General features: G+C 47.2%; 14 protein-coding genes, 9 tRNA genes and 1 rRNA gene. 19 read left to right on the top strand and 5 right to left on the bottom strand.

Going from position 1 to position 14,406, the window contains the following annotated elements; translation table 11 throughout:
* The 11 genes from M3194_RS26615 to M3194_RS26665 form a co-directional block, all read left to right on the top strand.
* Positions 1-105 (top strand): 23S ribosomal RNA (locus M3194_RS26615); the annotation flags it as partial.
* 136 nt (positions 106-241) lie between these two features.
* Positions 242-316 (top strand) — tRNA-Glu (locus tag M3194_RS26620).
* Between the two features lie 7 nt (positions 317-323).
* Positions 324-399 (top strand) — tRNA-Val (locus M3194_RS26625).
* Between the two features lie 17 nt (positions 400-416).
* Positions 417-493 (top strand) — tRNA-Met (locus M3194_RS26630).
* Positions 494-524: 31 nt separating this feature from the next.
* Positions 525-601 (top strand) — tRNA-Asp (locus M3194_RS26635).
* A 17-nt stretch (positions 602-618) separates the two neighbouring features.
* Positions 619-694, top strand: a tRNA-Thr gene (locus M3194_RS26640).
* A gap of 21 nt (positions 695-715) precedes the next feature.
* A tRNA-Leu gene (locus tag M3194_RS26645) sits at positions 716-802 on the top strand.
* Positions 803-805: 3 nt separating this feature from the next.
* Positions 806-880, top strand: a tRNA-Gly gene (locus tag M3194_RS26650).
* Between the two features lie 9 nt (positions 881-889).
* Positions 890-966: transfer RNA gene (locus M3194_RS26655), tRNA-Arg, on the top strand.
* An 18-nt stretch (positions 967-984) separates the two neighbouring features.
* Positions 985-1,061 (top strand) — tRNA-Pro (locus M3194_RS26660).
* Between the two features lie 105 nt (positions 1,062-1,166).
* Positions 1,167-2,156: a Gfo/Idh/MocA family protein gene (locus M3194_RS26665; RefSeq protein ID WP_251657151.1), complete on the top strand. Its 990-nt coding sequence runs from the start codon at positions 1,167-1,169 to the stop codon at positions 2,154-2,156.
* Positions 2,157-2,210: 54 nt separating this feature from the next.
* On the opposite strand, the gene M3194_RS26670 is transcribed toward M3194_RS26665, so the two are convergent.
* The gene (locus tag M3194_RS26670) at positions 2,211-2,708 is read right to left on the bottom strand and encodes a YecA family protein (RefSeq protein WP_251657152.1); all 498 of its coding nucleotides are present in this window, start codon (positions 2,706-2,708) and stop codon (positions 2,211-2,213) included.
* Between the two features lie 186 nt (positions 2,709-2,894).
* Between M3194_RS26670 and M3194_RS26675 the strand changes: the two genes are divergently transcribed.
* From M3194_RS26675 to M3194_RS26695, 5 genes are all read left to right on the top strand, one after another.
* Entirely contained in the window at positions 2,895-4,133 is a 1,239-nt protein-coding gene (locus M3194_RS26675; RefSeq protein WP_251657153.1) for an aminopeptidase, read from the top strand.
* Between the two features lie 32 nt (positions 4,134-4,165).
* Positions 4,166-4,438, top strand: coding sequence for a YqkE family protein (locus M3194_RS26680; protein WP_251657154.1), 273 nt, complete (start codon positions 4,166-4,168; stop codon positions 4,436-4,438).
* A gap of 178 nt (positions 4,439-4,616) precedes the next feature.
* On the top strand, positions 4,617-5,240 hold the full coding sequence (locus M3194_RS26685; RefSeq protein WP_251657155.1) for a ribonuclease H-like YkuK family protein: 624 nt from the start codon (positions 4,617-4,619) through the stop codon (positions 5,238-5,240).
* Positions 5,241-5,418: 178 nt separating this feature from the next.
* On the top strand, positions 5,419-6,153 hold the full coding sequence (locus M3194_RS26690; protein WP_251657156.1) for a metallophosphoesterase: 735 nt from the start codon (positions 5,419-5,421) through the stop codon (positions 6,151-6,153).
* A gap of 136 nt (positions 6,154-6,289) precedes the next feature.
* Positions 6,290-8,170: a sensor histidine kinase gene (locus tag M3194_RS26695; protein ID WP_251657158.1), complete on the top strand. Its 1,881-nt coding sequence runs from the start codon at positions 6,290-6,292 to the stop codon at positions 8,168-8,170.
* Between the two features lie 47 nt (positions 8,171-8,217).
* On the opposite strand, the gene M3194_RS26700 is transcribed toward M3194_RS26695, so the two are convergent.
* From M3194_RS26700 to M3194_RS26710, 3 genes are all read right to left on the bottom strand, one after another.
* Positions 8,218-8,454 carry an NHLP leader peptide family RiPP precursor gene (locus M3194_RS26700; RefSeq protein WP_251657159.1) on the bottom strand — a complete coding sequence of 79 codons (237 nt, stop codon included), beginning with the start codon at positions 8,452-8,454 and terminating at the stop codon, positions 8,218-8,220.
* 75 nt (positions 8,455-8,529) lie between these two features.
* On the bottom strand, positions 8,530-9,465 hold the full coding sequence (locus M3194_RS26705) for a hypothetical protein (protein WP_251657160.1): 936 nt from the start codon (positions 9,463-9,465) through the stop codon (positions 8,530-8,532).
* A 24-nt stretch (positions 9,466-9,489) separates the two neighbouring features.
* Positions 9,490-10,191, bottom strand: coding sequence for a tRNA (adenine(58)-N(1))-methyltransferase non-catalytic subunit TRM6 (locus M3194_RS26710; protein ID WP_251657161.1), 702 nt, complete (start codon positions 10,189-10,191; stop codon positions 9,490-9,492).
* 327 nt (positions 10,192-10,518) lie between these two features.
* On the opposite strand from M3194_RS26710, the gene M3194_RS26715 reads away from it, so the two are divergent.
* The gene (locus M3194_RS26715; protein WP_251657162.1) at positions 10,519-11,085 is read left to right on the top strand and encodes a hypothetical protein; all 567 of its coding nucleotides are present in this window, start codon (positions 10,519-10,521) and stop codon (positions 11,083-11,085) included.
* 38 nt (positions 11,086-11,123) lie between these two features.
* On the opposite strand, the gene M3194_RS26720 is transcribed toward M3194_RS26715, so the two are convergent.
* On the bottom strand, positions 11,124-11,996 hold the full coding sequence (locus tag M3194_RS26720) for an SDR family oxidoreductase (RefSeq protein ID WP_251657163.1): 873 nt from the start codon (positions 11,994-11,996) through the stop codon (positions 11,124-11,126).
* A gap of 242 nt (positions 11,997-12,238) precedes the next feature.
* On the opposite strand from M3194_RS26720, the gene efeO reads away from it, so the two are divergent.
* Positions 12,239-13,093 carry an iron uptake system protein EfeO gene (gene efeO / locus M3194_RS26725; protein WP_251657164.1) on the top strand — a complete coding sequence of 285 codons (855 nt, stop codon included), beginning with the start codon at positions 12,239-12,241 and terminating at the stop codon, positions 13,091-13,093.
* Positions 13,094-13,097: 4 nt separating this feature from the next.
* Positions 13,098-14,390 (top strand): iron uptake transporter deferrochelatase/peroxidase subunit, encoded by a 1,293-nt coding sequence (gene efeB, locus M3194_RS26730; RefSeq protein WP_251657165.1) that lies wholly within the window; start codon positions 13,098-13,100, stop codon positions 14,388-14,390.
* Positions 14,391-14,406: the final 16 nt, after the last annotated feature.

Raw genomic sequence — 14,406 nt, forward strand, 5'->3', positions numbered from 1 at the left:
CCCAACTAGTAAGACCCCTTGAAGACGACGAGGTTGATAGGTTCGGGGTGGAAGCACAGCAATGTGTGGAGCTGACGAATACTAATCGGTCGAGGGCTTATCCTACAACAAACCCCAAAAAGTGAAGCAAATGCTTCGGAGTTGATTCCGAGTACTTTGCGGGGGCCCCGGTGTAAAACCGGAAAGCTTAAGGAAATCATTCATTCGCATCCAGTTTTCAAGGCGCAAATCTTGAATGCAAGGCCCGTTGGTCAAGGGGTTAAGACACCTCCCTTTCACGGAGGTAACAGGGGTTCGAATCCCCTACGGGTCACCAACTATATGGAGGCTTAGCTCAGCTGGGAGAGCATCTGCCTTACAAGCAGAGGGTCGGGGGTTCGATCCCCTCAGCCTCCACCATATAAGTTTTGTAATGCCGCGAGGTGGAGCAGTCCGGTAGCTCGTCGGGCTCATAACCCGAAGGTCACAGGTTCAAATCCTGTCTTCGCAACCAATTTTCTTCGGACAAGATCCGAAAGTAACATGGAGCTGTGGTGTAGAGGCCTAACATGCCTGCCTGTCACGCAGGAGACCGCGGGTTCGAATCCCGTCAGCTCCGCCATTTTTACAAAGTTTTATGCCGGTGTAGCTCAGTTGGTAGAGCAACTGACTTGTAATCAGTAGGTCGTGGGTTCGACTCCTATCGCCGGCACCATTTTTACAACACAATATGCATGCGGTCGTGGCGGAATTGGCAGACGCGCTAGATTCAGGTTCTAGTGGTGTAACAGCCGTGGAGGTTCGAGTCCTCTCGACCGCACCATATGCGGAAGTGGCTCAGCGGTAGAGCATCGCCTTGCCAAGGCGAGGGTCGCGGGTTCGATTCCCGTCTTCCGCTCCATAATTTTTTGCGGCCTTAGCTCAGCTGGATAGAGCGTTTGACTACGAATCAAAAGGTCAGGAGTTCGAATCTCTTAGGCCGCGCCATTTTTACAAATTGAATTACGGGATGTAGCTCAGCTTGGTAGAGCACCTGGTTTGGGACCAGGGGGTCGCATGTTCAAATCGTGTCATCCCGACCATTTCAATTCATTAGAAGTCAGCAGACGTACTTGATACGTAGGGCGGGCTTTTTTTTAGTTTATGGACAATTAGAGACAGACTTAAGAAAGAAGAGGTGAGTTCAATTGCTGCGCATTGGTATTATTGGCTCTAACTTTATTACGGAAACGTTTATGAATGCAGCAAGTAAGGTCGATAAGGTGGAAGTAACTGCGCTATACTCCCGTACGGAGGAGCGTGCAAAGGCATATGCAGCTGCTCATGGTATTGCTCATACCTTTACGGATCTCGACGAGATGGCACAAAGCGATCTGATTGATGCGATTTACATAGCTAGCCCAAACTCCCTTCATGCGAAGTATGCTATTGCTTTCATGAATAATGGGAAGCATGTTCTCTGTGAGAAACCGCTGGCTTCCAATGCTGATGAAGTAAAAGCTATGTTTGAAGCGGCAGGCGCTAATAAGGTATTGCTAATGGAAGCCATGAAGTCGACGGTTATGCCGAACTTTGAAGCGGTTCGCGAGAATCTGCACAAGATAGGCAAAGTCCGGACCTTCTTTGCTTCGTTCTGCCAGTATTCCTCTCGTTATGACAAATACAAGGCGGGAGAAGTATTGAATGCATTCCTGCCGGAATTGTCGAACGGATCTCTAATGGATATCGGCACGTACTGCATCTATCCGCTTGTTGTGCTGTTTGGCAAGCCTGACAGCGTGAAGGCAAGCGCGGTAATGCTGGAGTCCGGTGTAGACGGCAAAGGCAGCCTGATCCTGAACTACGGGGATATGGAGGCTGTGCTGCTTCATTCGAAGATATCGAATTCAAATATGCCGACCGAAATTCAAGGTGAAGAGGGCAATATGATTATTGAGAGAATCAGTCAGCCTTCGAGCGTTCGAATTCAATACCGCGACGGCCGCCCTGAGGAGAATGTAAGCAGAGAACAAGGGGATAATTCAATGGTCTATGAGATTCTGGCCTTTGCTGAGCTCATTGAGCGCGGCGAGCTTGAATCCCCGGTTAACTCTTATGCAAACTCGCTTACTGTCATGGAAATTATGGATGAGGCACGCCGCCAGATTGGGATTGTGTACCCGGCGGACGGGAAGTAAGGGGATAAAAAAAGCAGGCTGCTCCGGATAATTACTCCGGAACAGCCTGTCCCATTATTGAGCAACCAGCTCTGGGGCTTGCTCGTTTTGCTCGAGCTGCTGCATAAGGAATGCAGAAAGCTCTTGATATCGCTTAGTGACAGTAGCAGCGGATACTTCATATTTCTCGGCAAGATCATTCTTGCTCTTACCGGATTCGGTAACCTCACACACCATATATTCCAACGCGGCACAAAATGCGCCTGATTTACGATACGTTGGTTTCGTCATATTCGTGAAATCATGCCAGATCATAATCGCCATTGCGATATGGTTAGGCTTATAATCCTGTTTCATGGAAGCAATAACTTCATGCGCCAGTTCTGCATATTGCGGATTAGCCCACGTGGATTCGTGGTCAACCAAGTGAACCAGTTCAGCTTCTGTAAAATGACGAAGTGTATTGGAGGCTTTGCTTGTTCTAGCCGATTGTTCGTCCTTCGACATGCAGCACTTTTTATATTTCAAGCCGCTGCCGCAGTGACATTGTTCATTTCTACCTAGTTTAGACATATGAGCTCCTTCGTGCGAAAATCTTTTATGCAAGAGTACATTCCTATATAATAACATAAAAAGAGGTATGGAAAAACGAAAAACCTTCATTTTCCATTCTTTTCGTCTCGGGTAATTATTTTCATATGCCTGGGGCAAGAAGCAAACAATACGATTTATACATATTTAGAAAGGTGTGAATGAGCAATGACAAACGTTGCATTCCAGAGCAATCTGACCAAGTACGCGGAACTGATCGTTAGAGTAGGCGTTAATGTACAGGAGAACCAGGAGGTATTTATTACAGGTGCTGTCGATCAAGCTGACCTTGTACGGCTTGTTGCCGAGCAGGCCTATTTGGCCGGGGCAAGTAATGTACACGTAGATTGGACCGATGACAGATTGTCCCGTCTCAAGTACGAGAAAGCTGCCGACGAGGTGTTCACCCAATATCCGGAGTGGGAAACGGCAAAAAGGAATTCCTTCGTAGAGCGCAATGCCGTATTTATCTCCATCGTTTCCTCCAGTCCGGATCTGCTGTCCGGCATTGATTCGCAGCGAATTGCCAACTTCCAAAAGGCTGCTGGCCAAGGTCTGCAAGCTTTCCGCAGAGCGACTCAATCTGATAAGGTAAGCTGGACGGTTGTTGCTGCTGCAGGAAAAGCATGGGCATCCAAAGTATTTGCCAATGTATCCGAGGACGAAGCGGTCAGTCAGCTGTGGGAAGCCATCTTCAAAGCGGTTAGACTGCATTCGGATGATCCCGTAAAAGCATGGGATGAGCATAACGCAACGCTTCATACCAAAGCGCAGGCGCTAAACGAGAACCATTTCGTGAAGCTGCATTATACGGCTCCAGGTACGGATCTCACCATTGAGCTGGCGGATAAGCATATTTGGGTAGCCGCAGGCAGCGAGAATCAGAACAACGTTGCTTTTATGGCTAACATGCCTACAGAGGAAGTATTCACGGTGCCTCTTAAGTCCGGAGTTAACGGCTATGTGTCCAGCACGAAGCCGCTTAGCTATGGCGGCAACATTATCGATAACTTCAAGCTTACGTTTGAAGCCGGCCGCATCGTTAAGGTAGAAGCAGAGCAAGGCCAGGAAACTCTTCAAAAGCTTGTCGATACAGACGAAGGTTCGCATTACTTGGGCGAGGTTGCGCTTGTGCCGCATGAATCGCCGATTTCGCAATCGAATATTTTGTTCTATAATACTTTGTTTGACGAGAATGCTTCGAACCATTTGGCGATTGGCAGCGGCTATGCGTTTAACATCGACGGAGGTAAAAAGATGTCTTCCGAGGAGCTTGCGGAGAATGGCGTAAACGCCAGCATCACGCATGTCGACTTTATGATCGGATCCGCGGAAATGGATATTGACGGCATCAAATCCGATGGAACAATTGTGCCGATCTTCCGCAAAGGGAACTGGGCATTTTAAGGAATTGAACGGATTGTAAGGGGATGACAGTCATGGCGAAAAAGAAAAGACCAGCAGCACCCAGCCATAGAGGAAGCACAAGCTCTCAGCAGGAGCAGGGTCCAACGTTAAAGGATATGCTTAGCGCAGATGTCCTGCAGAAGCTTAAAGCCCAATCTGACGAGATGAAGGCGGCTGAGGAGCAGAAGAAGCAGAAAGCCCGGGTAGAGGCCGAGGAAGCTCGCAAGAAGGAGCAGAAACGGCTGGAGAACGATATGAATTACTTGCTGGAGAACAGCAAGCAGGATTGGCGGAAATATAAATAAGGTTTGGCGAAGAGCCCCTGGGCTGCATTTTTGTGATGCAGACAGGGGCTTTTTTTATATTTGGGTAAGGCACTTTCGTGCTTGTCAACATATTTTAATAATAATATACAACTCCCTTCGCATAGGCATGGGTATAGAAGAGAGGGAATTAGGCGATGGCTGATAAGAAAGGGCTGAAATGTACATTGTACAGGTGACGATGATGAGAAAAAATCAATCGAATAAACGGCTCCTTCTACCGGAAGAGCTGAGGTTCCAGAACGTGACGGAGAGCAGGCTTACGATTCAAGAGGTATATGACCGCATTTTGAATTTTATGGCGAGTGATCCACGGGCAGCTTATCATTTTGTAATTGGAACAGACAGCCAAGGGTTTAACGGATATACGAAGTTCGTAACGGGCATTATTATTCGGCGGATGGGCAAAGGCGCGTGGGCCTGCTACAGGCAGGTCGTTGTACCGCGCGAGCTAACCTCGCTGAAGGAGAAGCTGACGCTTGAGACGGCCTTGTCGCAGGAGGTAGCCTATTACTTCGTGGAAGGCGCCATCCAGCGGATGGAGGAGCTTCTGCTGCCATTTGTATACCAGGGAGCTTCGCTTGATTTGTTTATCGATATCGACGCAGGTACGGAGCCGACCATTAATAAGACATCGCTTTATGTAGAAGAGATGATAGACCGGGTCAGAGGAATGGGAACATATGCGGCGAGGGTGAAGCCGGATTCGTATGCGGCATCCGCTTATGCCAATCGCCATACGAAGAAGCCTGTCCGCTTCAAAAAGCGTCAAGAGCTTGTGTGAATATAGTGGCGTTTCTTTTTTACACACGAATTAATCAGGGTTTGCGAGTGAGCGTTGAGGGACAAGTATATGGCAAAAAAAGAGCCGCAGGACTGCTGTCCTGCGGTTTTTTGCGTTCGGGAGGGTTTTTCCCTATAGCTGTAGAATTCAAATACGTATAGGGGAAGGAAGGGATGTTATGGGGAAGGAAAGAACGCTTGTCATCAGTGATATTCATGGTTGTTATGATGCTTTCAACCGGCTGTTGGAACGGGTTAATTACGAGCCGGTGAAAGATCAGCTGATTTTGCTTGGGGATTTCGTCAGTAAGGGACCGGAAAGCAGGCAGGTGGTGGAACAAGCAGTCAGCCTGGTCCGGGAAAATGGAGCCATTGCGGTTCAAGGGAATCATGATGAGCGCTTCGTTGATATTGTCCGTAACAAAACCAAAGAGGCGAGAGAGAAGTTCTTCCGCCATGGCGGCCGTCAGACCGTATACAGCTATCTGAAGGGCAGCGACATGACTGGCAGCGAGGAGGACTTGCTGACAAGGCTCAGAGAGACGGTTCTGGAGCGTTATCCGCATCATGCCGACTTTCTGGAGCAGCTTCCGTATTACTTTGAGGATCAGCGTTTTATTTATGTACATGCGGGACTTAATCCAAGATATCTGAACTGGAAGGAGCAGCCAAAGCGGGATTTCTTATATATTAAGGATTCCTTTCATAAAGCGGATACGGTCGTTGATAAGATTGTCGTGTTTGGCCATACGAAGACGGTAGATCTGCATGGCAGACCGGATGTCTGGTACGGCAAAGGCAAGATTGGCATTGATGGCGGCTGTGCAAGCGGGCTGCAATTAAATGCGCTTGAGATTATTGGCGAAGAGGTACGTTCAATCTCGGTACCGGCAAGAAGAGCAGCCATATCATAGGACAAACAACAGAGCGGATTTTCCGCTCTTTTTATATGAAGAATTTTAAATTAAGAAGTTGTGAATTGAAGGAATTAATCGAAATATGTCGAATTAGTGAGCATTAAGAACTATTTCCCAGTATTGAGGTGTAAAGATGAAGGCAGTATTGAAGTACGTCTTATTCGTTCTCTTATTCATTGCAGTTACCACTTCATTACGCCCAACAATCACCTTTGCGAACACAGAAAAGGCAGCCCCGGAGATTCGGATTACCGAATGGCAGATCCACCCGGGGACGGATGAGGATAGCAAGACGCCGCCGGCCGCCGGCTGGATTACGGTAAAGGAAGATGAAGCAGCGCCTGAATTGCCGGAAGGGACCAGCTCTTTATGGGTCAAGGTTGAGCTGCCTATTATAGCCGAACCGCATGCAGGGATGCTGGTAGAAAAAGCTTATGCGCAGAATGTCTCTGTCTATATGGATGGAAGAAATCTTTATGAAACGACTAGAGATCACTCTTACGATGTTAATCGATTTGTTATTCCGTTAGCTGAGGCATCGGATGAAACCCTTTACATTCATCTTGTTAATGATACGGGCAACATTGGTGTCAGCGGTGGTCTTGTGCTTGGAGATTACGCAAAGCTATACCGTACAACGTTGGTCAAGCAAATAGATAATATCATACTCGGTGCGGCATTTATTTTCATAGCAGCATTGATGTTTATTTGTATGATTTTCCTAAAAAAAGTCCACGTTCAAGGCTGGAAATCGCTTAGTTTAATTATTTTTTCTATTGGTTGTATGTTGATTTTTTACTCACCATTTCTATATATGTTGAATGAAGATTATGGTTGGCTATATGCCACCGGCTTTGATCTATCGTCTAATCTATTCCTTCCTGCCTTATTTTTCTTCCTGGAAACGTTCTTTGGCAGAGGAAAGTTTTCAATCATTCGCATCTTTAAAATATATGCTTTATGCTTGATGATTTTTTCGACCATAGGACTATTCTTGAACATTCTAACTAATAATTCTTTCTATTCCACTTACTATTCAATCTCAACCATCCTGTTTGTTCTTGGGGTAGTTGGTGGTTGTCTCATTCTACTTGGAGTTTTACTGGTATTCAGTTTCAAGAAACAAAAAGATGCGATGATATTAGCTACTGGCCTTGGATTATTTATCATCTTTACAGTTGCAGATATTATCCAATATTACTCGCTATCGAGAAATTATGAGTTTATGTATTGGAAATGGGGAATCGTATGCTTCGTATTTACGTTAGTAGTCCTGCTGGGAAGGCAAATTGTAATCAACTTCGAGAAGGTTGTAACTTATTCCAGACAACTTGAGATTTATAATAATGAACTTCAGCGTTCAGAGAAAATGGATATGATCAGCCAACTAGCTGCTTCGGTTGCTCATGAAGTCCGTAATCCGCTGCAGGTTACCCGTGGCTTTTTGCAGTTATTGGAAGAGAAGAGCATTAGCAATAAAGAGAAGAATTATATGGTGCTTGCCATCAACGAGCTTGACCGTGCTTCCGAGATTATTACCGATTTCCTGACATTTGCCAAGCCACAGCTTGAGCATGTAACAGTATTGAATATTGCAAACGAATTCAAGCATATCGGCACCATTCTTATACCGCTGGCTAATCTGCAGGGAGGCCGGATCAAATTAAACATTCCAGATCATTTGCAGATTCAAGGCAATTCCTCTAAATTCAAGCAAGCTTTTATCAATATGATTAAGAATAGCATTGAAGCGTTAAATGGTGACGGTGAAATAGAAATCAACGGCTATCATGAAGAGGACCGGGTTATTATCTGTATAAAAGATAATGGGGTAGGAATGACGGAGAGCGAGCTTGCACAGCTTGGTGAGCCGTATTATTCGAATAAAACCAAAGGAACAGGACTTGGTCTTATGGTCACCTTTAGCATCATAGAAGTGATGCAAGGAAATATTAAGTTCAAAAGTAGCAAAGGGATAGGAACAGAAGTTGTTATTACTTTCCCTGCTGGATAAGTTAAAACCACTCCGATTTCCGGAGTGGTTTATATTTTTATATTTAGTTACCAAGCAGGAATTTCCTCTGCCGAAGCAGCTTTCAATGTGGAGGGTTTCGGCGGAATAACCAGATAAGCATGCTCTGGTGTTTCTTCAACGGCAGTAACTTCGATATTGTCCGGAATGTCTACGCCAAACGCGTCTTTGATTGCTGCTTTGGGATCATCCAGCAATTGTTGCTTGAATGCATCGTCTTCCCAAGCTTTCTGAATAATTTGATCCCTAGTAATCTGATTCGACAAAATAACCCCTCCAATTATGCTAATAGAATACCACCCGAGTACCCAAATTATAGCATAACTATTGGTTATATTATACTATCTTATCCGATTATTCGACAAAATATAATCAAATCCGCCTGATAATAAAGTCCTTCTTGTATGCTCGACTCTTTCGGTAAAGGAAGCTATACCTTCGTATATGGATTTGCTAAAAGAGTAGAGACGCTCTAAGTGGAGCGGGCTATTGTTAAGGAAGTCCAGAATATCCTTGCCACGGGCACAATATACTTTCATAAGACCACGGTCATAGATATGCGATTCTACTTCTTGTGAATTTAGCGCGATCTGGGTAGACGTCCGTTTGGAACGGATTAAAGATAATAGGCAGTTATAGTTCCCTTCCCGAAGATCATCCTCCCAGTCGGCCAGATCGTCCGCCATCTGGAGGAGAACCAGACTGAAGTCGACCCGTTCTTCCACCTGTAGGATAAGCTCTGGCCGGTCTGCCAGGAGAAGAACGCCGGTGCTTGCTAATTTAAGCGGTGAGGCTTTTTTGGCAACCTTCACGATGTCCGTATTGAAATAATCATGCTTGTCTTCATGAACAACGGCAATCGCCCATTCATTCACATATTGCTGACGATAGCTCCAGAAAAGCGAGTCGGCAGCAAACAGCTCGCGAAGAATAACCTCCAGCTCGGAGTGGCATAAATGAGCTAGTGCAAGCTGCTCTTTCCAGGCAGCAGGCGTCTCGTCCATGACGTCGTCCTGCAGAAAGTAATAAAGCATGTTGAACACATTAGCCAATGAGAGCGCGCGGCATTGCCTGATCGGAATGGGGACAGCTTCATTAATCCAGTAGGGAAGCAAATAACAAATATAATTTTTGGAGCTTTCCCGTTCAAAGACGTCAAATTTGCGGAGATAAGCCAATCCGTTCTCATTAAACGGTTCAGGGAAATTGGAGATTCGCCGTCTAGCTTCAGAAAAGACCAATTGCAATTCAGAGACATAAGGATCGAAATAATTCATCTGGAGGCTCCCCGTTTGTTCGCTCTATTCATCACGCTTCACAATCTCCATCAAGGCAATAATCTTGACGGAGCTGAATTCCTCATCAGACAGTCGGGATAGAAGGGTATCTTTAATGGATTGTTTCTCTTCAGGCGTCAGGCCGTCCTTCGCTTTATCGGCTAAACCCGTCAATTCCTTCTTGGAGAACTTGCTGAGCAGCAGGCTGGCAGCTTCATCTTTATTCTTAACAATAAGCTGATCACCGGTAGCAGGCTTGTCCGTTGCTGGTTTAGATGCACCACCCTTATCCGTCGTTGAATCGGATTTAACCGGTTTATCCCCTGCCGCCGTATGGTCTTTACTGCCGCCGTTGTTTGCATCAGCAGCGACTGAACCCTGAAGGGCTTCAACTGTTTTTTTATCGAAATATTTGGAGTTATCGGCAATGATCTGCTGAACGTCAGGATCCTTCTTAAGAGCTTCTACTTCATCCGTTGTCAGAATTTGATCTGCCATTTCGTTCATCATTTTATTGGATAAATAGTGGAACCCGATCTTGTAGCCCGCAAAGCCTACGACACCAAGAATGACGAGGATAGTCAGCAGCTTGGTCCAAATGACTGTGTTTTTCTTGAGCGGTTTTCGGGAGCCTCCCGGATATTTGATCCAGGCTTGTCCGTCCTTGCTTTTGTACTTCTGAATACCCACGAGACGAAGGGGCGTATTCACCTTTTTGAATTCCATTTGTATCGCAATCTCCTTTGTATCCCAGCTGTAATGTGGCTTATTATACCATATAAAAGGAGATTGCTAGAAATCGCTCTAGTGCCAAATGCTTATCCTACTTGCCAAAAGGACTAGAAGAGCACTAATTTACACTTTGCTATCATTCTGTTAAGTTTTGGTTGAGAGATCCTTATAATTCCATTAAAATAGGAGAATGATTAAACAATTTTCCAGAACAGGACCAAGGTCGTGGATAGGACTGTACCTCAGCAGGTTATGAAGCCATGGCTCCTGCATTAAAGTTAGATGAGTAGCGTTACTTCTTTAATGTGGAGGTTATCAGGCATGACAAGCGAGTTGGAGGTTTATGTAGTACTTACAGATACGGGAACGTTATTCACGAGAACGATTAAGTGGTTTACGAAAGATCCGCTTAATCATGCGTCTATAGCGTTTGACAGCGGATTAAACGAGGTCTACAGCTTTGGCCGCAAAAATCCGCAGAATCCGTTCTTCGCGGGCTTCGTGAGGGAAAATATGCGCGGACAGCTGTTTGCCGAGGCTAATTGCGCCTTATACCGCTGCCGCGTACATCCTGGTGCTTATGCCAAAATGCGTAGTGTCATTGCCGAGATGGAACGAAACAGAGAGCAGTATCGTTACAACTTGATTGGAGTTATCGGGCTGTTGTTCAACACCCAGCTCATTAAGAGGGATTACGCTTACTTTTGTTCGGAATTTGTTGCAGCGGTATTCGAGAAGAGCGGCGTCCATCTTGTTAATAAGTCTTCCTTTCTCGTGACGCCGGGCGATCTGGAGAATACTCCAACGCTTGAGCTCATCTATGAGGGAAGGCTGCAGAACTTGTTAAATAATCGGATAGACGACGAAATAGGCAAGCGCCTTGCGTAACGACGCAAGGCGCTTGTTGTTTTATTTGCCGTTCACGCTTAACCGTTTACAGCCTCTCCGCCGTTTATGTGGAGGAATTGTCCGGTTACATAGCTGGAATCTTCGGAGGCCAGATATACATAAGCCGGAGCAAGCTCATAAGGCTGGCCGGCACGCTTCAGCGGCGTATCCGAACCAAAGGTGGATACCGACTGCTCATCGAAGGTGGACGGAATAAGCGGTGTCCAGATCGGTCCCGGGGCAACGCCGTTTACGCGTATGCCGCGATCTGCCAGATTGGTTGCCAACGCTCTTGTAAAAGACACGATGGCGCCTTTGGTAGCGGAATAATCGATTAAGGTCGGGTTGCCCTTATAAGCCGTGATGGAAGCCGTATTAATGACGGTGGCGCCCTGCTTCAGATGGGGGAGAGCGGCTCTTGTCAGATGGAACATGCCAAATACATTAGTCCGGAATGTCTTCTCAAGCTGCTTGGCGGTAATATCTTCAAGCCGCTGCTGCACATGCTGCTCGGCGGCGTTATTGACGATAATATCTAGCTTGCCAAAGGACATGACCGTCTGTTCGACGGCATTGCGGCAGAATGCTTCATCTCCGATATCTCCGGGAATAAGAAGACAGCGTCTTCCGGCTTGCTCGATCTCTTGTTGAACAAGCTTTGCATCCTCATGCTCATTATAGTACACAATGCTGACGTCACAGCCTTCACGGGCGAAGGCAACTGCTACCGCCCGGCCAATACCGCTGTCTCCCCCGGTAACAATAGCTGCTTTGTTCGCCAGCTTGTTAGCCGCTTTATAATGATCGGTCTTATAGACCGGAAGCGGATTCATCTCAGATTCTATACCTGGCTGCTTATTCTGATGCTGCGGCGGGAAAACCACGCTTTTATTGCTTGACGATTGTGACACTGGGCAAAGCCTCCTTTTTTGGATATCCGTTCTTCTATTAGTGTGGGATGTTGGGAGGTCTGCTATACACTATGCATGAGCGGAGAGGGTGGTTTAGGCGAATGCCTGACCGTAGGCGAGGAGTAGCTTGTGAAAAGGTTTAGGAGTTAAAAATCTAATTGACAATGATTATCATTATGAATATACTCATTGGTAGTTCATTATCGAATTACATATTAACTGGATAAGGGGTTAACTATTCAATGAAAATCAAATTAGCTGCAGTTGCACTGGCAAGCGCGGTCGTATTTGCAGGCTGCGGCTCTAACAATAATGAAGCAGATAACGCGAAAGAGGCTTCGGCCAATGCGGAACAACAAGTCTCGAAGGTAGAGAATTGGGATGAGATTACGGGACAATACCGCCAATTCGCCCTGGATCAGACCGACATGCTGGTGGCGGAGACCGATAAATTTGTTCAGGCCGTAAAATCAGGCAAGGTAGAAGAGGCGAAATCGCTGTATGCGCCAACGCGCATGTATTACGAGAGAATTGAACCAATCGCGGAAGCACTTGGGGATCTGGATCCGAACATCGATGCCCGCGAGAATGATGTGGAGGAGAAGGACTGGCGCGGCTTCCACCGCATCGAGCAAGCCCTCTGGGTGAATAACACGACAGCCGGAGCAGAGGATTACGCTTCTCAGCTTCTGGATGATACGAAGACGCTGCGCGCTTTAATTGAAACGGTTGAGGTAGAACCAAGCCTTCTCGTTACTGGTGCGGTGGAGCTGCTAAACGAAGTGTCCTCCTCCAAAGTAACGGGCGAGGAGGAGCGTTACTCGCATACGGACTTGTATGATTTCGCCGCAAACGTGGAAGGCGCGAAGAAAATCTACGAGCTGCTGAAGGCCGAGCTGAACAAACAGGACGCTGACCTGGAAGCGCAAATCGGCACAAGCTTTGACAATCTGGATCAAGCGCTCGCAGCCTACAAAAGCGGAGACGGATATGTGTCTTACCTTGATCTGAAAGAGGAAGATACGAAGAAGCTCAGCCAGCTGCTTGACGCATTAGCTGAACCATTGTCGCAAATGGGAACAATTCTGGGAGCTTAACAATATGACGACCGACAAAACTAATAAGAATGCTGGAGACAGCATATTGGAGAAACCGATCAGCCGCAGAGATATTTTGCGGTTGGCTGGTGTTGGGGGCGCCGGGCTATTGCTTGGCGCTTCAGGCGTTGGGGCAATATTCGGCACAAAAGGCATGAGCGTATCAGGTACAGCCAAGCAGGATAACGAGGCAGACAGGATTGAATTCTACGGCAAGCACCAGGCCGGAATTACGACTCCCGCACAAGACTTCTTAATGTTTGCGGCCTTTGACCTGACGACCGAATCCGCAGATGAGGTGCGTAAGCTGTTCAAGGCCTGGACCGAGGCTTCCGCTGCGATGGCAAGGGGCGATATGATTGGCGAGAATAACGGAAATCAGAATCTGCCTCCATCGGATACAGGAGAGGCAGCGGGGCTTAATCCTTCGAAAACAACCTTAACGTTTGGGGTTGGTCCATCCTTTTTTGATTCGAGATTTGGGCTTGCCTCCAAGCGGCCTGCTGCGCTTGCCGACCTGCCGGCCTTTGGCGGTGACGAGCTGAGGGAGGAATGGAGCGGCGGCGACATTGGCGTGCAGGTGAACGCGAACGATATGCAGATTGCCTTCCATGCGATCCGCAATCTGGCCCGCATCGCAAGAGGCAAGGCTGTGCTGCGCTGGACGCAGGAGGGCTTTCAACGTACCGGAGGCGCGGATCCAACGGGGGCAACCCCCCGCAATCTGATGGGCTTTAAGGACGGTACCGGTAATCCGGATGTGAACGACGATGCCTTGATGAATGAGGTTGTATGGGCGCAGGCCGGGGACGGTACGCCATGGATGACAGGCGGCAGTTATATGGTTGTGAGACGTATCCGGATTCGAGTAGAGGTATGGGACCGCTCAACATTGGGCGATCAGGAAGCTACGTTTGGACGTCATCGCGATAGCGGCGCGCCGATAGGATCCAAGAAGGAATTTGATCCGGTGGAGCTGGGCAAGAAGGATGAGAAGGGCAAGCCTCTCATCCCCGTAAATTCGCATGTCGCGCTGGCGCGGGGAGACGGCAAGATCAAGATTTTACGCCGATCGTACTCTTACTCCAGCGGCATGGATAACCGCACCGGACAATTTGATGCTGGTCTCTTATTTATTTGTTATAATCGCGACACGAGAAAGCAGTTTATTCCGATGCAGCAAAAGCTTGGGCAAATGGATGCCCTTAACGAATATATTGTCCATAACGGCAGTGCCGTATTTGCTTGTTTCCCTGGCGTACGCGAAGGCGGCTATATCGGCGATACGTTATTGTAGGCGGAAGGGAGACAAT

This window comes from Paenibacillus glycanilyticus, from assembly GCF_023715145.1.
Classification (GTDB): Bacteria; Bacillota; Bacilli; order Paenibacillales; family Paenibacillaceae; genus Pristimantibacillus; species Pristimantibacillus glycanilyticus_A.